17 protein-coding genes are annotated in these 19666 nt (G+C 70.3%); 8 read left to right on the forward strand and 9 right to left on the reverse strand.

The window, feature by feature from the left end:
* Positions 1-16 precede the first annotated feature (16 nt).
* Positions 17-2827, reverse strand: coding sequence for an AAA family ATPase (locus KBX50_RS16800; protein WP_307870988.1), 2811 nt, complete (start codon positions 2825-2827; stop codon positions 17-19).
* Positions 2828-3085: 258 nt separating this feature from the next.
* Here KBX50_RS16800 and KBX50_RS16805 point away from each other — a divergent pair, with 258 nt between their 5' ends.
* A complete protein-coding gene (locus KBX50_RS16805; RefSeq protein WP_210937956.1) occupies positions 3086-3448 on the forward strand; it encodes a nuclear transport factor 2 family protein in 363 nt (120 codons plus the stop codon).
* A 36-nt stretch (positions 3449-3484) separates the two neighbouring features.
* Here KBX50_RS16805 and KBX50_RS16810 read toward each other — a convergent pair whose 3' ends face one another.
* A complete protein-coding gene (locus KBX50_RS16810) occupies positions 3485-4144 on the reverse strand; it encodes a class I SAM-dependent methyltransferase (protein ID WP_210937957.1) in 660 nt (219 codons plus the stop codon).
* 199 nt (positions 4145-4343) lie between these two features.
* On the opposite strand from KBX50_RS16810, the gene KBX50_RS16815 reads away from it, so the two are divergent.
* A protein-coding gene (locus tag KBX50_RS16815) for an IS5 family transposase (RefSeq protein WP_374224652.1) occupies positions 4344-5254 on the forward strand; the annotation gives its coding sequence in 2 pieces (ribosomal slippage) (positions 4344-4773 and positions 4773-5254; 912 coding nt in all).
* Between the two features lie 18 nt (positions 5255-5272).
* On the opposite strand, the gene KBX50_RS16820 is transcribed toward KBX50_RS16815, so the two are convergent.
* Positions 5273-5860: a TetR/AcrR family transcriptional regulator gene (locus tag KBX50_RS16820; RefSeq protein WP_210937958.1), complete on the reverse strand. Its 588-nt coding sequence runs from the start codon at positions 5858-5860 to the stop codon at positions 5273-5275.
* A gap of 156 nt (positions 5861-6016) precedes the next feature.
* Here KBX50_RS16820 and KBX50_RS16825 point away from each other — a divergent pair, with 156 nt between their 5' ends.
* Positions 6017-7036: an aldo/keto reductase gene (locus KBX50_RS16825; protein WP_210937959.1), complete on the forward strand. Its 1020-nt coding sequence runs from the start codon at positions 6017-6019 to the stop codon at positions 7034-7036.
* A gap of 93 nt (positions 7037-7129) precedes the next feature.
* Positions 7130-8008 (forward strand): LLM class flavin-dependent oxidoreductase, encoded by an 879-nt coding sequence (locus KBX50_RS16830; protein ID WP_247673850.1) that lies wholly within the window; start codon positions 7130-7132, stop codon positions 8006-8008.
* 52 nt (positions 8009-8060) lie between these two features.
* On the opposite strand, the gene KBX50_RS16835 is transcribed toward KBX50_RS16830, so the two are convergent.
* Genes KBX50_RS16835 through KBX50_RS16845 form a run of 3 tightly spaced genes read right to left on the reverse strand, consistent with a single transcriptional unit; the run spans position 8061 to position 11090 of the window.
* Complete coding sequence (locus KBX50_RS16835) at positions 8061-9824, reverse strand: FtsX-like permease family protein (RefSeq protein WP_210937960.1); 1764 nt, start codon at positions 9822-9824, stop codon at positions 8061-8063.
* A 1-nt stretch (position 9825) separates the two neighbouring features.
* Positions 9826-10554 (reverse strand): ABC transporter ATP-binding protein, encoded by a 729-nt coding sequence (locus KBX50_RS16840; protein ID WP_210937961.1) that lies wholly within the window; start codon positions 10552-10554, stop codon positions 9826-9828.
* The gene (locus KBX50_RS16845; RefSeq protein ID WP_307870982.1) at positions 10551-11090 is read right to left on the reverse strand and encodes a PadR family transcriptional regulator; all 540 of its coding nucleotides are present in this window, start codon (positions 11088-11090) and stop codon (positions 10551-10553) included. Before KBX50_RS16845 ends, KBX50_RS16840 begins: the two co-directional genes overlap by 4 nt.
* Before the next feature lie 279 nt (positions 11091-11369).
* On the opposite strand from KBX50_RS16845, the gene KBX50_RS16850 reads away from it, so the two are divergent.
* From KBX50_RS16850 to KBX50_RS16865, 4 genes are all read left to right on the forward strand, one after another.
* The gene (locus KBX50_RS16850; RefSeq protein ID WP_210937997.1) at positions 11370-12119 is read left to right on the forward strand and encodes an SDR family oxidoreductase; all 750 of its coding nucleotides are present in this window, start codon (positions 11370-11372) and stop codon (positions 12117-12119) included.
* Between the two features lie 37 nt (positions 12120-12156).
* Entirely contained in the window at positions 12157-12648 is a 492-nt protein-coding gene (locus KBX50_RS16855) for a DUF4440 domain-containing protein (RefSeq protein ID WP_210937962.1), read from the forward strand.
* 51 nt (positions 12649-12699) lie between these two features.
* Positions 12700-13539 carry an SDR family oxidoreductase gene (locus KBX50_RS16860; RefSeq protein WP_210937963.1) on the forward strand — a complete coding sequence of 280 codons (840 nt, stop codon included), beginning with the start codon at positions 12700-12702 and terminating at the stop codon, positions 13537-13539.
* A 302-nt stretch (positions 13540-13841) separates the two neighbouring features.
* Positions 13842-15872 carry a xanthine dehydrogenase family protein molybdopterin-binding subunit gene (locus tag KBX50_RS16865; protein WP_307870983.1) on the forward strand — a complete coding sequence of 677 codons (2031 nt, stop codon included), beginning with the start codon at positions 13842-13844 and terminating at the stop codon, positions 15870-15872.
* Positions 15873-16010: 138 nt separating this feature from the next.
* On the opposite strand, the gene KBX50_RS16870 is transcribed toward KBX50_RS16865, so the two are convergent.
* From KBX50_RS16870 to KBX50_RS16880, 3 genes are read right to left on the reverse strand one after another with little or no spacing between them, the layout of a single operon-like run.
* Entirely contained in the window at positions 16011-18116 is a 2106-nt protein-coding gene (locus KBX50_RS16870; protein WP_210937965.1) for a xanthine dehydrogenase family protein molybdopterin-binding subunit, read from the reverse strand.
* Positions 18113-19102, reverse strand: coding sequence for a xanthine dehydrogenase family protein subunit M (locus tag KBX50_RS16875; protein WP_210937966.1), 990 nt, complete (start codon positions 19100-19102; stop codon positions 18113-18115). The genes KBX50_RS16870 and KBX50_RS16875 overlap by 4 nt, the downstream gene beginning before the upstream one ends.
* Positions 19099-19638: a 2Fe-2S iron-sulfur cluster-binding protein gene (locus tag KBX50_RS16880; RefSeq protein ID WP_210937967.1), complete on the reverse strand. Its 540-nt coding sequence runs from the start codon at positions 19636-19638 to the stop codon at positions 19099-19101. The genes KBX50_RS16875 and KBX50_RS16880 overlap by 4 nt, the downstream gene beginning before the upstream one ends.
* Between the last annotated feature and the right edge of the window lie 28 nt (positions 19639-19666).

Consider the following 19666-nt stretch of genomic DNA (forward strand, 5'->3'; position numbering starts at 1 on the left):
GCCCGCAGCGGTCCGGTCAGGGAAGCCGCAGTTCCCTGAGCTGTCGGCGAGAGGAGATACCCAGCTTGCGGAAGATGTTGCGCAGGTGCGCCTCTATCGTTCGCGGGCTGAGGAACAGCCGCTCGGCCACCTCCCGGGAGGTCGCTCCGGTGGCCACCAGCCGGGCGATGTGCAGCTCCTGGGCGGTGAGCGCATCGGTCGGCTGCGCAGTTCGGCTGCGCGGGTGCTCGCCGGTGGCGCGCAGCTCGCGGGCGGCACGCGCGGCGAATGCCTCGGCGCCCATGTCTGTCAGCTGATCGTGCGCGGTGCGCAGTTGCTCCCGCGCGTCCTGACGGCGGCCTTCCCGGCGAAGCCACTCGCCGTAGACGAGGTGGGTACGGGCCAGGTGGGTGGCGATCCGGCACTGCCTGAGCCGCTCGATGGCCTCGTGGTAGTGCTCTTCGGCGGCTGGGCCGGTGGTGGTCAGCGCGCGTGAGCGCGCCGCCAGACCGAGGGCCCACGGCGTGCCGCTGGCCTTGGCCCGCGAACTCAGCTGCCGCAGCGCGGCAGTCGCGCGTTCCGGCTGGCCGGCACGGGTTGCCGCTTCGACGAGCTCGGGGAGGGCCAGATTGCTGTGCGTCAACTCGTGGGCTTCGCAGGCCAGCACCGCGGCGTCCTGGGCGGCTGGGTAGTCACCCAGCCCGTTGCACAACAACGACATCACGTATTGGGCGAAGGCGACCTCGGTACCGTCCCTCCGCCCGGCCGACTCCTCGACGCTGGCCGCATGCAGCTCGGCGGTTTCGGCCCGGTCGCCGCGCCAGGCGGCCAGAAGTAGCCGGCCGTATCCGAGTGGTGCGGCTCCGGTCGCTTGCGTGATCTCGTCCGCCTCGGCGGCGAGCTCCGTGGCGTGGGCGAACTCGCCGGTGAACGTCAGCGTGGTGGAGAGCAGGACGAGCGCGGCCGGGAGCGCGGCCAATGCGCCGGCTTCACGGGCGAGTCGGACGTTGCGAGCGGCCAGCAGGTAGCTCAGCTCGTCGTCGAAGAGCCCGGCTGCGGTACGACTGGCCAACCACAGCCAGCGGCGGCCGTCAGCGTCACCCGTCGGCCCCGTCTGCGGCTCGTCATCGCGCAATGCCTCCAGGGCACGGCGCAGGTCGGGCACGCCCGCTTCGTACCCCTTGCTGAAGGTCGTCGCGAGCCCGTCGAGCAACAGGTCGGCCGGCCCCGGCGGCCCGGGCGGCGGCGGAGCGTCTCGGGCAGCTTCGGCCACCTCAAGTACGCCGCGCTCGCGGCCGCCGGTGATGGTCGCCGCGTCGAGCGCGTGCAGGTAGGTCTCGCGGGACAGAGCGGGATCCAGCGGGCCGAGCTTCCTGGCAGCGTCCAACAGCATCTCTGGCACGTCGCTGTCGTGCGTCCGGTGAAAGGCGATCCGGGCATGCAGTAGCCGGAGGCGGGCACGCTGCCGGGTGTCCAGGGGGCCACCCGCCGCGATCGCAAGCAGCTCGGTGGCCGCCTCGAAGGCGCCGGCCTCGTACTTGGTGTGGGCGGCGGCCAGTGCCCGGCTCGCCCGGTCAGCCGGTTCCGGGCTCAGCTCGGCTGCCCGCTGCAGGAACGCGGCCGCGGCCGCCAGCCCGCCGCGAGCGCGTGCCCGGCCGGCCGATCGTTCCAGTTCCGCAGCCACCTCCTCGTCGGTCCCCAGCACGGCCTGCCCCCGGTGCCAGGCCCGCCGGTCGGGGTCGACCTGCGGGTCGGTGGCGGCGGCCAGCGCACCGTGTACGCGGCGGTGGTCTGGTGGTGTGGCGGCCCGGTAGACCGCCGAGCGGACAAGGGGGTGCCGGAACCGCACCCGGGTGTCGATCTCCACCAGCCCGGCAGCCTCCGCTGGCCCGGCCGCCTCGGGGCCGATCCCAAGCTGCCCGGCCGCGCGCCACAGCAACGCCGCGTCACCGGTCGGTTCGGTAGCAGCGATCAGCAGCAGCAGCTGCGTCTCGGCAACCAGGCTTCCCGAGCGGAGCCGGAAGGCATCTTCGATGCGCCGGGGAACGCTCACCACATCCGGCGGTTCGAAGCCGCCGGCGAGCTGCGCGGGCGGCGCGCCACGAGGCAGTTCCAGCAGCGCAAGAGGGTTGCCGCGGGCCTCGGCGACGATCCGGTCGCGCACCTCGTCGTCCAGCGGCGTGGGGAATCTCGCGGCCAGCAGCGTGCGGGCGTCGGTCTCGGTGAGCCCGTCCAGGCGCAGGTCGGGCAACCCGGCGAACGGTCGCAGGTCACTCTCGCTGGGGTCGCGGAGCCCGAACACCAACGCCACCCGTTCGGCCGCCACTCGTCGCGCCACGAACGCCAGGATCTGCGCGGACGCTTCATCCAGCCACTGCGCGTCGTCGACGAGGCACAGCAGCGGGCTCTCCTCGGCGGCCTCGGCCAGCACGTTGAGCACGGCCAGCCCGACCAGGAAGCGGTCCGGCGCAGGACCACCGCGCAGACCGAACGCCACACCGAGGGCCGTCTGCTGCGGGTCGGGCAGCGCGCTCGCCCGATCCAGCAAGGGCGCGCAGAGCTGATGCAAGCCTGCGAACGCGAAGTGCGTCTCCGCCTCGACCCCGGCCGAATGCCGCACCCTGAATCCGGACGAGGTCGCGCTGCTGCGGGCGTCATCCAACAGGGCGCTCTTGCCGATCCCTGCCTCACCACGTACCACGAGCGCTCCGCTGCGCCCGGCACGCGCCCCGGCGAGCAACTGTCCGACGGCCTTGCGCGCTGCGCGCCGGCCTAGGAGGTCCGCCAGCTCCGCTCCTCGTCCAAGTCCGGCCGTGCCTGTCGACGCCAGACTAACCGACCCACCGATACGGGGCCGGGACTGCCAAACCGGCACTCAGCGTACGGTCGGCGGGTTCGGACACCCCGGCCCAGGCGGCGCTTACGAACCCGGTGCGGCCGGGGGTCCTCGCGCCTGCGATGGTCGGTCCATCCACCGCGACACTGGCGGACACCTACGTGGCTGCTACCGACGCGAAGGTGCGGCGACCGGTGCGACGGTGGCGCCTCGGTGCGAGGTTGCACCGGATCATGACGACGCAGGCTTTCGCCAGCAGGGGAGATCACCGTGACAGACGACCCGGTCGAACGACTGCGCGATGCCATCAACTCCGGCGACCCGGACGAGGTCGCGGACTGCTTCACCGACGACTACACCGCGGTCTTCCCGCTGCGGCCTGCGGACGACTTCACCGGCTCCGAGCAGGTCCGACGAAACTGGGCAGCGATCTTCGCCGGGATGCCGGGCCTTCGTGCCCGCGTGCTGCGTCGTGCGATGTCAGGTGACGAGTTGTGGTCGGAGTGGGAGCTGGTCGGCCCCGGACCCACCGACCAGCCCGCTCTCGCGGGCCCCGTGGTGATGACCATCCGCGGCGGCAGAATCAGTTGGGCCCGGTTCTACCTCGGTGCCGTCATCCTGCCGTCCCCCTGAGCCGGCACGCGGTCTGGTGCTGCGGCAGGAGCACGGCTAGGCGGTCGCCGGGTCGGTCTTGCGGACCAGCAGGTAACCGTACGGTGGCTCGCCATCCTCGGGTGGGGTGCTGCCCTGGAAAACCAGGGCGAGCCCGGCGGCGGCGAAGCGGTCCGCCATCTCTCGGGCCGAAAGCCAGTAGCGATCGAAGTCGATGCCGAAGCTGGCGACGCGGCTGCCGGGACCATTACGGTGCCCGGTGCCGTCGCCGTGCTTGAAGGCCGCCACCAGGTAGCCGCCCGGCTGCACGACCCGGGCGAGTTCGGCGAACGCGCGAGCCCGGGCCTCGGGCGGAAGATAGATCAACGAGAACCAGCACACCACCCCGGCCAGCGACGCATCCTCGAACGGCAGCTCGCGCAGGTCGGCGACCTCGTACGCGAAGCCTGGGTTCTCCCGCCGTGCCACCTCGACCATTCCCGGCGCCAGGTCCACCCCACGCGGCACCAGACCCCGGTCGGCGAGGTACGGCAGAAGTCGCCCGGTGCCGCAACCCACGTCCGCGACCTCCGTTCCGACAGCCAGGGTCAGCTCGGCGAAGAGGTTGAGCACCGCCCGCTCGATCGGCATGCGCTCAAGCGCACCGGCCAGGTTCTTCGCGTACCACTCCGACAGCACGTCGTGCGCGTGTCGCAGTTCCTCGGTCCTGCCGTCCATTCCCGGTTGCCCTCCCGTCGACCGCCGTGGTGGCGGCGAATCCACCGCTGGCCCCAGGACAGGCACGATAGGCGGAGATCGCGGCCTAGGGCCTGTGTCGAAGTCGGTGCCAGTGCTTGAGGTGGCTTGAGGATCTTCGCGTGTCGGAGATCGAAAACGAGTGAGGTCTCCGGTAGATGGTTCAGCGACCAAGCAGAACCTGAAAACCGGAGACCTCGTGGACACCCTAGCGGTGACGAGGCGGTTCGACCTGACCGACGTGCAGTGGGCGGTGCTCGAGCCACTGCTGCCTGCACCGAAGCGGCCGGGTCGACCGTCGTCATGGAGTAGGCGGCAGTTGATCGATGGGATCCGGTGGCGGATCCGGGTGGGTGCCCCGTGGCGGGACGTGCCACCGCAGTACGGGTCCTGGTCGGCGGTGTATGCCCTGTTCCGCCGCTGGCAGCGCGACGGCACCTGGAAGCAGGTCCTGACGGCGTTGCAGGCTTTCGCCGACGCGGACGGCAGGATCACCTGGGACGTGTCCGTGGACTCGACCAGCGCCCGCGCCCACCAGCACGCAGCAGGGGCGAGGAAAAGGGGGATCTGCAGGCCGAACCACCCGGCGGAGTCAGCATCGAACCGGCCGACCACGCGCTGGGCCGTTCCCGCGGCGGCCTGACCACGAAGCTGCACCTGGGCTGCGAGCAAGGGCAGAAGCCCCTCGCCATGGTGCTGACTGCCGGGCAGCGCGGCGACAGCCCGCAGTTCATCCCCGTCCTGGCCGCCATCCGCGTTCCCCGCCTGGTGGCCGGCCGACCGAGGACCCGCCCGGACCGGGTCCTGGCCGACAAGGCCTACACCTCGAAAGCGAACCGGGCCTACCTGCGCCGGCGCGGGATCGCCGCTACCATCCCGAGCAAGGCCGACCAGGACGCGAACCGGCGGGCTAAGGGATCCAAGGGCGGCCGACCGCCAGCCTTCGACCCGCACATCTACCAGCAACGTCACGCCGTGGAGTGCGGCATCAACCGACTCAAACGCAACCGAGCCGTGGCCACCCGCTTCGACAAGCTGGCCGTCCGGTACGAGGCCACGATCCACCTCGCCGCCATCAACGAGTGGCTGTGACGGACTTCGACACAGGCCCTAGTGGAGGCGCAGTCCTTCGGTGAGGAGTCCGACCAGGCGACGCGCGTCGTAGCGGGGGTTGTCATCCGCGCCGATACAGAGATTGCCGACGCCGCGCAGTAGTTCGTAGGCATCCATGTCGGGGCGGATCTCGCCCGCTGCGGCAGCTGCGTCGAGCAGTTGGGCGCACACGGGGACGAGCCGGTCGATGAAATAGGCGTGCAGAGTCTCGAAGGCGGCATCGTCGGACTGCAGCGCCTCGGCAAGGCCGTGCTTGGTGACCAGGAAGTCGACGAAGAGGTCGATCCAACGCACCAGTGCGGCGTGCGGCGTACTGCTGCTCGCCAGCAGTGCCGGCCCAGCCTCAGCGCATGCCTCGACCTGGTGTTGGTAGACCGCGACGATGAGATCGGCTCGCGTCGGGAAGTGGCGGTAGATCGTGCCGATACCGACGCCGGCCCTGGCGGCGATGTCGCGCACGGGCACATCGACACCGGAAGTGACGAAAGCCGCGGCGGCGGCCTCCAGCAGTGTCTCCTCGTTACGTCGGGCGTCCGCACGCTTTCGCCTGGCTGACGATCCTGATCCGCTGTCGGTGCTGACCACTGCGTGTTACCTCCGCCACGTGACTTGCCATGCGGAACCATGTTCCGTATGTTGGCTAACGGAACATCGTTCCGCTCATTCAGCATACTGAACCGGCGAGCCAAGACCCAAGCCGCGCTTCGCAGACCACTTTCACGTCCCTGAAGGAGACAAGTCATGCAGTACCGCACTTTGGGCCGCACCGGTGTGCAGGTCAGCAGCCTCGTGCTCGGGGCGATGAACTTTGGGAAGATCGGCAACACCACGCAGGAGGAAGCAACCGCCATCGTCGATGCGGCCCTCGACGCGGGGATCAACCTCATCGACACCGCTGACGTGTACAGCGGCGGCCAGTCCGAGGAGATGATCGGCAAAGCCATCGCCGGTCGCCGCGACGACGTCGTGCTGGCCACCAAGGCGAGCTTGCCGATGGGCGATGAGCGCAACCATCGGGGCAGTTCGCGCCGGTGGTTGGTCACCGCGTTGGACAACAGCCTGCGCCGCCTCGGTGCCGACCACGTGGATCTTTATCAGATCCACCGGTGGGACCCGAACACCAGCGACGAGGAGACGCTGTCAGTGCTGACCGATCTCCAGCGGGCGGGAAAGATTCGGTACTTCGGCTCGTCGACCTTTCCCGCCTACCGCATCGTGCAGGCGCAGTGGGCCGCCCGGGAGAACCGTCTGGGCCGGTATGTCACCGAACAGCCCAACTATTCGATCCTGCAGCGTGGGGTTGAGACCCACGTGCTGCCGGTGACCGAGGAGTACGGCATGGGTGTGCTCGCCTGGAGCCCACTGGCGTCGGGATGGCTGTCTGGTGCGATCCGTGCTGGGCAGGAAATCAACACCAACCGCTCGGGCTTCATGCAGCAGCGCTACGACATCAGCATCCCCGCCAACCGCGCCAAGCTCGACGCTGTCGAGAAGCTCGCCACAGTTGCCGACGAGGCTGGCCTCAGCATGATCCAGCTCGCGCTCGGATTCGTCACCGCGCATCCCGCCGTGACCAGCGCGATCATCGGCCCTCGCACGATTGACCACCTGCATGCTCAGCTCGCCGCCGCGGACACCGTGCTCTCCGCCGACGTGCTCGACGCGATCGACGCGATCGTCGATCCCGGCGTCGATCTCGCCGCCCACGAGAAGAACGACGCACCGCCCGCTCTGCTCGACTCGGCGCGGCGACGTCGCTGATCGCTCGTCACGTCAGGCACGCACCAAGCAGCAGGCGTACCCCGCTCTGCTTGGTGCGTCGCAGGGTGGCCCTTCAGGAAGGACGACCGACCCATGCCGCAAACACCCCTGCCTAGATTCGGGATCATGACCGCCCCGTCGCAGGTCGACTACCACGACGTCCTGCGGGTCTGGCGCGAGGCAGACACCATCCCGGAAATCGAGCACGCGTGGCTGTTCGACCACCTCATGCCGATCGGCGGCGACCCGAACGGGCCGACCTACGAAGGCTGGACACTGCTCTCGGCCCTCGCCGCACAGACCCGACGACTGCGCCTCGGCCTGCTCGTGACCAGCAACCGCATCCGCCCGCCCGCGATGCTGGCCAAGATCGCCGCGACCGTCGACATCGTCTCCGACGGACGGCTCGACTTCGGTATCGGCGCGGGTTCACGGCCCAGCCACCCCTTGGCCCGGCGCGAGTACGAAGCACACGATCTGCCCTTCCACGACACGGCACACGCGGTGGGAAGCCTCGCCGAGGCGTGCACCGTCATTCGGCGTCTGTGGACCGAGACCGAACCGTTCGACTTCCACGGGACCTATCACCGTCTCACCGGAGCATTCGGCAACCCCAAACCCGTCCAGCGCCCCCACCCGCCGATCCTCGTCGGCGGACGCTCGACCGCCGTGCTGCGGGTGGCGGCCGAGCACGCCGACGTGTGGAACATCCCCGGCGGTGACATCGACGACGCCGCCCGCCGCAGCGCACTGCTGGACCGCTACTGCACCGAGATCGGGCGCGACCCCGCCTCGATCACCCGATCTGTCGTCCTGCCGATCTCCTACGACCAGCCCGGCATCAACCAGGACGCAATCGGCAGAGCGATCGACGCCGGCTTCCGGCACATCGTCCTCGGGTTGCCCGCGCCCTACCCCGCCAACGTCGCCCAGTGGGTTGCCGACGAACTCATCACCACGCCCACCCAGTGACCTCGCCGCCACGCCATTCGCCGACCGTCATGCCTTCCGCAGGTGACGGCTGTCAGCTCGGTGCGGACCGGAGCGTGTCCACGACCGAGCGCCGTGCGGCAACCATTGCGGGGATGGCGGTGAGCGCGGCGATGGCGAGTAGGACTCCGAGTGCCGTGGCGAGCAGCCACGCGGTGGGCGGGTACGGGGTATCGGCACGGCTGACGAACGTGAGGAGCCCGATGCCGGACGGGATCCCCGCTACGACGCCGGGTATGGCGGGAAGCAGCTGCGCTACCGCCAGGCCCAGGCCGGCCTGCGCGGGCGTGGCGCCGAGCGTCCGCGCGACGGCCAGTGGCTGCCGGGCGTCGAGGACCGCGGTCCAGGTGCTCACGACGGCGTTGATGAGCGCAAGGACGCATAGCACGACGATGACGACGAGCAGGGCCTGGTCCATTCGCTCGCTGCGGGGGTTGGCGAGCTCTGTGTAGCCGAGGTCGAAGTACTCCACCCGGGTGTTGATTACGAGTACGGCGACGAGCGCGGTCGTGGTGATCAGGGCGTTCACGGTGACCAGTCGGGCACGGCGCGGCCGGCGGGCATTGATCCGCACCCCGATCAGCAGGGCGGTGGGCAACTGTCGCGACAGCCAGATCCGCCATTGCCGGCGCCGCGGTGGCGTCGCGGCGTCGGCCAGTGCGTGGACGGTGCTGGTGGTGGCGGCGCGTACCACCGGTACCAGGGTCGCCGCCACGGCGATCGTGAGGGCGAGGACCGTGGCGGCGATCACCGTACGCAGCGCGGGCGGCTGGGCGTTGACCGAGCCGATGAGTCCGACGCTGGGGCGGATCAGCACGGGTGCGGCGGACCAGCCCACGGCCACGCCCGTCGCGGCGGCGGTGAGCCCGATGACGAGATACTCGGCGAGATGTACCGCAGCGATCACGGCCGGTCCGGCGCCGACGGCCTTGAGCAGCCCCACCCGGCGGCGCTGGCCGATGATCCGGCCCGCGACGATGCCGGCGACGCCGGTCAGCGCGAGGCCGCTGAGCAGCCAGCTACCGACAAGCAGCGCCATCTGCGCGTCCTGGTACAGCCGGCCGTTGAGCTGGCTGATCCTCTGCCAGGTGGTCACGTGGGGGCCTACGTCGTAGCTGGCGCTGTCCGCCGGGTCGGTGAGTTTGAGGTTCAGGGTGTACGACAGCGGCTTGCCGCCCGCGAGCGTGGCGATGTCGCCGCGCTCGACCCAGACCAGGCCGCCGCGCTCGACCAGGAGGCTGCCGGAGTAGTGCCACCCGGCGTATGGATACGTCGGTCTCGCGGCGGTGACCGCCGTTCCGGTCACGCGTAGCGGATGGCCGTCGATGTCGACGGTGTCGCCGACGCGGATGCCGAGGGCGTCGGCGAAGGCGCTCTCGACGACCACGCCGCCCGGGCGTACCCAGGTGCCGTCGGTCATCGCTGGCCGGTTGATCGAGTCCGGTGCGATGTCCCGGCCCTCGACAACGGCGTGGGCGGAACTGCCGGCGGCCGTCATGGTCAGGTAGGCGATCGGGAAGGGCCCGCTGTGACCGGTGACGCCGTCCGCGCTGGTCAGTGGTGCGAGTTCGTCCAACGCGGCCTGGCCGGTGGCAAGGGGTGTCATGATCACGTCCGGTCCGGCGGTGGCGGTCCGGGTCTGCTGGTACGGCCGGTCGGCGATCTCGTTGAGGTTTAGGCCGAGAGTCAGCGTGGCGGTGGCAGCGGTGATGGCGACCAGGAGCAGGAGGGTCTCGATCCGGCGGCGGCGCAGGTCCCGAATCAGCAGCCGGCAGACGAGCAGAAGGCGGCCGGACATGTCAGCGCCGGCCGCCGTAGACGTTACCCGTGGAAGTAACGGCGAACCGGTTGTCGTCGGCGAATGCCCCGTCACGCATTGAGATCACCCGGTCGGAGACGGCGGCGATGCGTGCGTCGTGGGTGACCACCACGAGGGTCTGCCCGGCGGTGTGCAACTCCTCGAACAGCCGCAGTACCTCCAGGGTGGCCGCACTGTCCAGGTTGCCGGTCGGTTCGTCGGCGAGTACGACCAGCGGCTCGTTAATCAGGGCGCGGGCGATGGCAACCCGCTGGCGCTGCCCGCCGGAGAGCGCCGAGGGCAGGTGGGCGGCACGGTCGGCCAACCCGACCCGGTCCAGCAGGTACGTCGCCCGCCTGCGGGCCCGCCCTGGTGAGCGGCCGGCCAGTAGCGCCGCCAGCTCCACGTTCTCGACCGCGGTGAGCTCGTCCATGAGCTGGAACGACTGGAAGACGAAGCCGACGCGGTCCCGCCGCAGCCTGGCCAGCGCCCGTTCAGTTAGCGTGTCGATCCGGTTCCCGGCCAGCCACACCTGTCCGCTGGTCGGGCGTTGCAGCCCGCCGAGCAGGTGCAGCAGCGTGGACTTGCCGCAGCCGCTCGGGCCCATCACCGCCAACGTCTGCCCGGCGGGCACATCCAGGTCGACCTCGTCGACCGCCCGTACAAGCGTGTTGTTCGCGCCGTACCGTTTGGTCAACCCACGTGCCCGCAGCGCCATCGAACCGGTCATGCCTCCGCCTTCCGCCCCGTCCGATCACGATCGGTCCAGATTCGCTCGCATGCCTCCAGCCACTCCAGGTCGGCCCGTAGCCGCAGCACCACACCCTCCAGCAGCACCCCGGCGACCGGATCCACCGACCTGTCCAATGCGGCGAGCTGCGTGTCGCGCAGCCGGCGCAATACCTCGCGCCGCTGTGCGTCGATCAGTGCCACGGGGTCGGCCAGCCGGCCTGCCGCGGCGGCCACCAGCTTCAAGTGGAACTCCGTAAGGTCCGGCTTCGGCCAGCTCACTTCGGCCAGCCAGCCGCCGACCCGTTGTTGTCCGGCCGGGGTCAGCGAGTAGACCCGGCGGTCAGGCCGGTCCGGCAGGCCGTCGGCCCGCTCTGAGGTCACCAGTCCGGCCCTGCCCAGCCGGGCCAGCGCCACGTAGATCTGCCCGGCGTTCATCGCGTCGCCCAGCGGGCCGAGTGCGTCACGCATCCGGCCGCGCAGTTCGTACCCGTGCGCTGGCTCCTTTGCCAGCATGGCCAGCACCACGTCCTGCACCCCGGGCACTCCTTCGTTTTGGACCGCTAATAGATAGCCGTTAGCTATAGTGATGTCAAATCCGGGCGGCGGGCGCACGGACCCAGCTGCTGCCAACCTGAGCGGGTGTTCCACCTCTGCGCTCGCACGTGTACAGCGACCTCCGCGCCGACCGGCAGAGCACATCAGGGACTTCTACCGACGCGACGAGCCAGGCGCCCGGGTGAGGCTGATCCCGATTCGACGGCACCGTGACGGCGGCGCGTCGACCCACCGCACCACGAGCAGGAGTGAGTACCGATCAATACGCAGCCCAACGCCACCCCTACCCGGGTTGCCATCGTCACCGGTGCCTCCGGCGGCATCGGACGCGCCGCCGCCCAGCGGCTGGCGGCCGACGGGATGGCGGTGGTCGCCCACTACGCCGGCAGCCGCTCCCGGGCTGAGCAGGTCGTGTCCGCCATCACCGCGATGGGTGGGCAGGCGACCGCCGTGCCCGCCGACGTGGCAGACGAGGCTCAGGTTTCAGCCCTGTTCGACACCGCCGAGCAGACCTACGGTGGCATCGACGTCGTGGTCAACACCGCCGGGCTCATGGTGCTGGCATCGCTGATCGAGCTCGACCTCGACGACTTCGACCGCATGCACCGCACCAACGTGCGCGGCACCTTCGTGGTGTCCCAGCAGGCCGCGCGCCGGTTGCGCACGGGCGGGGCCCTCATCAACTTCTCAACCTCCGTGACTCGCCTGGCGTTGCCGACGTACAGCGCGTACGCCGCCAGCAAGGGCGCGGTGGACGCGATGACCCTGGCGCTGGCCAAGGAAATGCGCGGGCGGGACGTCACGGTCAACGCCGTCGCCCCGGGACCGACCGCCACGCCGCTGTTCCTACAGGGCAAGGACGAGAAAACGGTGCAGCGCATGGCGCGCATGAACCCCAGTGAGCGCCTCGGCACACCCGAGGACGCCGCAGAGGTGGTGTCCTTCCTGGCCGGTCCTGGGCGCTGGGTCAACGGCCAGATCGTCTACGCCAACGGCGGGGCCGCCTGAGCCCCGACCGACACGACCACCAGAGACAGGAGACACCGTGACGAGCGCGCACCTGCGCGAGCCCGCTGACGACGTCGAAGAGGTCGCCGCCCTGCAACAGGAGTGGATCCTCGGTTGGGACAAACGCGAGAACGAAACTCTTCGCCCCTTCCGTGAGGTCTTCGACCGCTATTACGACTTCGACGCGCCAGTGATCCTCTACGACGACTTCGACCCGCAGCGCCGGGTGTTTCGCGCTGTGCGGGACTACGCCGCCGCGTTCTGGCCGGGCTTCGCACAGCTGCGCTCGGCCGCACACGCGATCGAGACGCCACCCGAGGTGATCGTCGAGGGCAACCTCGCTGCCACCCGGATGGTGTTCATCGCCGTCCTCGCTCAGCCGGACGGCACTGTCGTGGCCACCCGGGCGACCAACTCCCAGGTGTGGCGACGCATCGACGGCATGGGATGGCGGATCGTCCGCGACCACACCAGTGTCGACGCGATCACGGTCGACGAGGCAATGGCCGTGTTTCCGGCCCAGGGGTGACGGCCACGCCGCGCCGCACGCCAAACCGAATCATAGAGGGAGACCAGAGCCATGAAGATCCTCGTGACCGGAGCCACCGGAACTGTCGGCGGTAGCGTCGCCCGCGCCCTGGCGGCATCCGAGCACCAGACCGTCGCCCTCGTGCGGAATCCGGCGAAGTACGACGCTCCCGCCGGTGTCGAGGTCATCCAAGGGGACCTGACCGTCGCGGGCGACGTCCGACGCGCCCTGTCCGGAGTCGACCGTGCGTTCCTGAACATGGCCGACGACAACGGCGCGACTTTCGCGCAAGTCGCGGGCGAGGTCGGCCTCGGACACGTTGTCCTCCTGTCTTCCTTCGCCGCGGTCACCGAACTTCCGCTCGGCGACGGCAACATCATCACGGCCCGTCACCGCGCGGGCGAGCAGGCCCTGACCGACGCCGGCGTGCCCGCGACGTTTCTCCGCGCCAGCGGGTTCGACTACAACTTCCTGATGTGGGCGCGCGACAGCGCGAACGGCGTCATCCGCGCTCCGTGGCTCGACGTGAAGCTGCCCGTGGTCGACCCGGACGACATCGCAGCCTCGGCTGTCGCCGTCCTCACCGCCGCGACGCCGGTCGGCGGCAGCTACTCGATCACCGGCCCGGAGGCCCTGTCCGTCAGCGACCAGACGGACATCGTCGCGAAGGTCATCGGCCGCGATCTCCGGGCGGAGAAACTGGACCTGGACGTGGCGAAGTCCGCCGCGTTCCCCGAGAACACGCCCGATGTCGTGGTCGACTCCGTGTTCGGTGCCTTCGGACCTGAGGCCAGCGTCGTTCCGGTGTCCGGCGACGTGCAGGCGCTGACCGGCCGTCCGGCTCACACGTTCGCGGAGTGGGTCGGCCGGAATGAGGCGGCCATCGCGTGACGGTACGCAGATCATCGTTGGGGCCATCCGTCCGATCACGAGGACCGATCAGGGAGGCCGGCAACCTGCCGACGCGGGGGCAATGCGGCCGACTGGAGCAGGTGGCGGAGCGCTGACCGGCGGCGACGCAGCACCCGGGGACGCAGTTGGGCGGAGACTGGATCCGGTCATTGACGTCTAACTGGGTTAAGGAAGGCATATGTTGACATTGTGCGTACCGGCGTGAGGGTGAGCGAGGCGCGACCGTGAGTCGGGCCCGCGCGGTGGGGCGACGGTACCCCCGCCTTGAAGGCCACGAGAAGGTGACCGGAACAGCTCGGTACGCCGTGGAGTACCCGGCGCGGGCGACGACGTACGGGTGGGTGGTGCAGGCCACCGCCGCACGCGGGACGATCACCCGGGTGCACACCAGCGCCGCGCTGGCGGTCGAGGGCGTACTCGCCGTCTTGCACCACGGGAACGCGGCCCGGCTGAACCCGGCGGTGGACGCGGAGCTGTTCCGGCTCCAGGAGCCGACGGTCCACTACCGCGGCCAGATCGTGGCGGTCGTGGTGGCCGAGAGCATCGAGGCGGCACGGGAGGCGGCACGGTTGGTGCGGTTCGACTATGACGTCGTACCGCACCGGACCGAGTTGTCCGCGCAGGACCCGGACCTGTACCGGCCCGACCACGTCAATCCGGACTACCCGACGGACGTGGTGGCCGGTGACTTCGACGCCGGGTACGCCACGGCCGAGGTGCGGCTGGACGTGACCTACCGGACGCCGGCCTACCACAACAGCCCGTTGGAACCGCACGCGACGACGGCCCAGTGGCAGGACGGACGGCTGCTGGTGCACGACTCCGTCCAGGGTTCCTCACCCACCCGGGAGATCCTGGCCCGGGTGTTCGAACTCCCGGTCGAGGCGGTCCGGGTGGTGAACACACATGTCGGCGGTGGCTTCGGCGGCAAGATCTACTGCAAGATCCAGACACTGCTCGCGGCGCTCGCCGCCCGGCATGTCGAGCGGCCGGTCCGGTTGGCGCTCGCCCGCCAGCAGATGTTCGGTCCGGTGGGTTACCGCACGCCGACCATCCAGCGGATCAGGCTCGGCGCGGCGGCGGACGGACGGCTCGGGGCGATAGCCCACGACGCGATCAGCCAGACCTCGACGGTGACCGAGTTCGCCGAGCAGAGCGCCGTCTACACCCGCAACATGTACGCAGCCCCGAACCGGCGCACCACGCACCGGCTGGCCCGCCTCGACGTGCCGACGCCGTTCTGGATGCGGGCACCCGGTCACACCCCGGGCTCGTTCGCCCTGGAGTCCGCGCTGGACGAGCTGGCGTCAGCTTGCGCACTCGACCCGGTTGAGCTGCGACTGCGCAACGACACCATGATCGACCCCGAGAGCGGGCACCCGTTCACCAGCCGCAACCTGGCAGCCTGCCTACGCGACGGGGCTCGGCGGTTCGGCTGGGCGGATCGCGACCCGAGCCCCCGCGCGCGCCGCCACGGCCGGTGGCTGATCGGCACGGGTATGGCCGGCTCCAGCTATCCCGCCCGGGTTCGACCGGCCGCAGCGTCGGCCGCCGCCTACCCCGACGGCACCTTCGAGGTACGGATCAACGCGGCGGACATTGGCACCGGGGCACGTACCGCGTTGTGGCAGGTGGCCGCCGACGCGCTCGACGTGCCGCCCGAGCGGGTACGCATCCTGGTCGGGGACACGGCACTGCCGCCCGCGGGCGTGGCTGGCGGTTCGACCGGCCTGGCGTCGTGGAGTTGGGCGGTGGTGCGTGCCGCCGAGCAGTTGTGCGATCGGCTCGGCGAGCTGCGCGGCGTCGTGCCGGCGGAGGGGTTGACCGCCGAGGCGAACACCGATGACGAGGTGGCCGCGCAGGCCACGCTGCCGCGGTACGCGTACGGCGCACAGTTCGCCGAGGTACGGGTGGATGTGGACAGCGGCGAGGTACGGGTGCGCCGGCTACTCGGCGTCTTCGCCGTCGGCCAGGTGGTCAACCCGGTCACCCTGCGCAGTCAATTGATCGGCGGAATGACCATGGGCCTGTCGATGGCGCTGCACGAGGCGGGCCTGCTGGACCCACGCTATGGCGACTGGGTCAACCACGACCTGGCCACCTACCACGTCAGCTGCAACGCCGACGTGCCGGCGGTGCAAGCCCACTGGATCGCCGAGCAGGACGACCAGCTCAACCCGGCCGGCATCAAGGGGGCTGGCGAAATCGGCATCGTCGGTACCGCCGCCGCGATCGCCAACGCGGTCCACCACGCCACCGGCGTCCGGGTCCGTGAGCTTCCCATCACGCTGGACAAGCTGCTGACCGGCTGACCGGCAACCAGCCGCCCCGATCGTTCGTCGCGGTATGCCGCCTTGCCGGCGCTTCGGACTGCACAGGTCGACCTGGTGGAGGTTCGTGGCGGCGGCCTGGTCGGCCGGCATGCGGAATCCCTCGACGGGCCGGCCACGTCACCGGTCGGGCAGAAGTTTGTCCAGGGTGATGGGAAGCTCACGGACGCGAACGCCGGTGGCGTGGTGGACCGCGTTGGCGATCGCGGCGGCGGCACCGACGATACCGATCTCACCGATACCCTTGGTGCCCATCGGATTCACGTACGGGTCTTCCTCCTCGATCCAGTACGCCTCGATCGCGCCCACGTCGGCGTTGCTGCTGACGTGGTAGGTGGCCAGGTCATGGTTGATCACATGGCCGTAGCGTAGGTCCAGCAGGCTCGCCTCGTGCAGGGCCATCGACAGGCCCATGGTCATCCCGCCGATGAGTTGCGAGCGGGCGGTCTTCGGGTTGACCACCCGGCCGACCGCGAACACCCCGAGTTGGCGGGGCACCCGGATCTCGCCGGTCTCCCCGTGCACCCGTACCTCGGCGAACTGTGCGCCGAAGGCATGCATGGCGTACTGCTCCAGGTGGGGGTTCTCCGGCATGTCGACGGTGACCTCCAGGCCGTCCGCCGGAATCGTGCCGCCGTGCTCGGCGGCGATCCGGCGGCGCAGTTCGTCGGCGCCGACGCAGATCGTGGCGCCCCAACTGGTGATGCCGGCGGAGCCGCCCTCCTGCGCCGCCGGTGGGTACGCGGTGTCGCCCAGGCGCAGCTCGACCTGCGCGAGGTCGACTCGCAGCGCGTCGGCGGCGACCTGGGTCAGCGCAGTGCGGGTGCCGGTGCCGATGTCCACCGCCGCCATCAGCACGGTGTACCGGCCGTCGGGCGTGACCCGGATGGTGGCCTTCGAGCCGGGCAGCCGTAGCACCGGGTAGGTCGAGGCGGCGACCCCGGTGCCGACCAGCCAGCCGTCCTGGCGGCTGGGCGTGGTCGTGGCCTGGCGTGGTTGCCAACCGAACCGGCGTGCGCCCTCCCGCAGGCAGGCGGCCAGACCCCGGCTGGAGAACGGTCGACCGTCCAGCGGATGCGCCACCGGTTCGTTGCGTAGCCGCAGCTCGACCGGGTCCAGGCCGCACGCCACGGCGAGTTCGTCCATGGCCGATTCGAGGGCGAACATGCCGACCGACTCGCCCGGGGCCCGCATGATCGAGGGGGTGGGCAGATCCAACGCCGCCACCTGCTGGCGGATGCGCAGATGCGGTGTGGCGTACATGGTCGGGGTGGCCCGGGTGGCGTGCTCGGCGAACTCCCCGAGCCGGGAGGTCTGCTCGACGGACTCGTGGTCGACCGCGGTCAACCGCCCGTCGGCGTCGGCGCCGAGACGTACCCGTTGGATGGTCGGTGACCGGTAGCCGGTCTGGGTGAACATCTGATGCCGGGTGAGCGCGAAACGCACCGATCGACCCGGGACGAGTTGGGCGGCCATCACCGCGAGAATCAAATCCGAATGCACGGGAACCTTCGAGCCGAAGGCGCCGCCGACGTGCGGCGCGTACACCCGGACCTGCTGTGGATCGAGCCGGAACGCGGCGGCGACCGTGTTCTGCACCCCCGCCAGGTACTGAGTCGACACGTACAGGGTGAGCTGGTCGTCGTTCCAGCACGCGATGGTGGTGTGCGGTTCGATCGGGTTGTGGTTGTACCAGGGTGTGCGATAGGTGTGGTCCACGCGGACGGACGCCGCGGCGAGCGCCGTGTCCACGTCGCCCTTGTCGGCGGTGACCGGGAATGTCGGCATGATCTGCTGCGGAACCCGCAGGCGTCCCCGCTCACGGCTGGACTCCAGGTCGACGTCGTGTGGTCGCGGCCGGTAGTCGACCCGGACCAGGCCGGCGGCGTGCCGGGCGATCTCCGAGGTTTCGGCTATCACCGCCCCGACGAACTGCCCACGGAACGCGACCTCCTCGGACTGGAGGATGCGCAACTCGCCGTCGTCGGTGGCGAGCCGGGGGGCGTTCAGGTGGGTGAGCACCCCCAGCACGCCCGGCTGGGCGCTGGCCTGACTGCAGTCGATGCCCACGATCTGTCCGGTCGCGATGCTGCTACGCACGGCCGACAGGTACGCCGGGCGCGCCACCGGGTGCTCGAAGGCGTACGGTGCCAGGCCGCGCACCTTGTCGGCACCGTCGAACCGGTCGAGGGGCTGGCCCATCGCGCGGGCGGGGATGATGCTCATCGTCCAGTCTCCACCAGGTCCAGCACGGTCCGGACGATGGCGTTGCGGGCCAGCGGAATCTTGAAGGCGTTGTCCGACTGGGGTTGCGCCTCGGCAAGTTCGGCCTCGGCGGCTCGGCGCAGCCGATCCTCGGTGGCCGGTCCACCGCGCAGCAGGTCCTCGGCCCGCCGGGCCCGCCACGGCTTGTGCGCCACGCCGCCCAGCGCGATGCGTACGTCGCGCACCTGCCCGTCGGCCACATCGATCGCGGCGGCCACCGACACCAGGGCGAAGGCGTACGAGGCCCGGTCTCGGATCTTGCGGTAACGCGAGCGGGCGGCCAGCGCCAACGGCGGCAGGTCGACGGCCGTGATCAACTCGCCGTGCGCCAGGACGTTGTCGTGCTGCGGCTCCGACCCCGGCAGCCGGTGCAGCTCGGTCAGGGGGATGCCGCGGCTCCCGTCGGGGCCGACGGTCTGCACCGTCGCGTCCACTGCGGCCAGCGCGACGGCCAGGTCCGACGGCTGGGTGGCGATGCAGTCCGGGGAGGTGCCGAGGATCGCCAGATCCCGATTGTGACCATCGATGGCAGAGCAGCCACTGCCCGGCTGCCGCTTGTTGCAGGCGGTGGTGATGTCCTGGAAGTACAGGCACCGGGTGCGTTGCAGCAGGTTGCCGCCGACGGTGGCGACATTTCGCAGCTGGGTGGAAGCGCCGTTGAGCACCGCCTGGGCCACCACCGGGTAGCGTTCGCGGATCAGCGGCTCGGCGGCCAGGTCGCTGTTGGACACCCCGGCGCCGATGTGTACTCCCCCGTCCGGCAGTTCCTCGATCACGCCGGAGACGGCCCCGCGAATGTCGATCAGCAGGTCGGGCCGGGCGACATCGAGCTTCATCAGATCGACCAGATTGGTGCCGCCGCCGAGGAACGCCGCCTGCGGCGAGCGGGAGAGCAGGGCGACCGCACCGTCCGGGTCGGTGGCCCGTTCGTATCGGAACGGCCTCATGACCGGGCAACTTCCTGGATCGCGGGGACGATGTTCGCGTACGCGGCGCAGCGGCACAGGTTGCCGCTCATCCGTTCCCGGATCTCGTCGGGACTGGTGGCCAGGTCGATCGGGCCCGTGCCGACTCCGCCGTCGGCGCCGTCGGGCGGGTCGAAGGTGACCGCACTGGGCCAGCCGATCGCCGCCTCGTCGAGCATGGCGACGGCGGAGACGATCTGCCCAGGAGTGCAGTAGCCGCACTGGAAGGCGTCGTGGGCGATGAAGCTGCGCTGCATGGGGTGCAGCTCGCCGTCGGCAGCCAACCCGGCGGCGGTGACGATCTCGGCGCCGTCATGAGCGACGGCCAGCGCCAGGCAGCTGTTGGCGCGTCGGCCGTCGAGCAGCACCGTGCAGGCGCCGCACTGGCCGTGGTCGCAGCCCTTCTTGGGACTGGTGTTGCCCAGCCGTTCGCGCAGCGCGTCGAGCAGGGTGGTCCGGGTGTCGACGGTGAGCCGACGCTCGGTGCCGTCCACGCGCAGGCTGATCTCGGTATCCATGATTCCCGCCAGATGAGGTTCGTGGGCT

It is taken from the genome of Micromonospora sp. C51, from assembly GCF_018070435.1.
Taxonomy (GTDB): Bacteria; Actinomycetota; Actinomycetes; order Mycobacteriales; family Micromonosporaceae; genus Micromonospora; species Micromonospora sediminimaris.

What these genes read in the sequence shown, in the direction of transcription:
- KBX50_RS16860 (WP_210937963.1), top strand. Translation starts at nt 12,700, where the DNA reads ATGAAGATCCTCGTGACCGGAGCCACCGGAACTGTCGGCGGTAGCGTC.
- KBX50_RS16880 (WP_210937967.1), bottom strand. Translation starts at nt 19,638, where the DNA reads ATGGATACCGAGATCAGCCTGCGCGTGGACGGCACCGAGCGTCGGCTC.
- KBX50_RS16835 (WP_210937960.1), bottom strand. Translation starts at nt 9,824, where the DNA reads ATGTCCGGCCGCCTTCTGCTCGTCTGCCGGCTGCTGATTCGGGACCTG.
- KBX50_RS16870 (WP_210937965.1), bottom strand. Translation starts at nt 18,116, where the DNA reads ATGAGCATCATCCCCGCCCGCGCGATGGGCCAGCCCCTCGACCGGTTC.
- KBX50_RS16840 (WP_210937961.1), bottom strand. Translation starts at nt 10,554, where the DNA reads ATGACCGGTTCGATGGCGCTGCGGGCACGTGGGTTGACCAAACGGTAC.
- KBX50_RS16825 (WP_210937959.1), top strand. Translation starts at nt 6,017, where the DNA reads ATGCAGTACCGCACTTTGGGCCGCACCGGTGTGCAGGTCAGCAGCCTC.
- KBX50_RS16810 (WP_210937957.1), bottom strand. Translation starts at nt 4,144, where the DNA reads ATGGACGGCAGGACCGAGGAACTGCGACACGCGCACGACGTGCTGTCG.
- KBX50_RS16875 (WP_210937966.1), bottom strand. Translation starts at nt 19,102, where the DNA reads ATGAGGCCGTTCCGATACGAACGGGCCACCGACCCGGACGGTGCGGTC.
- KBX50_RS16830 (WP_247673850.1), top strand. Translation starts at nt 7,130, where the DNA reads ATGCCGCAAACACCCCTGCCTAGATTCGGGATCATGACCGCCCCGTCG.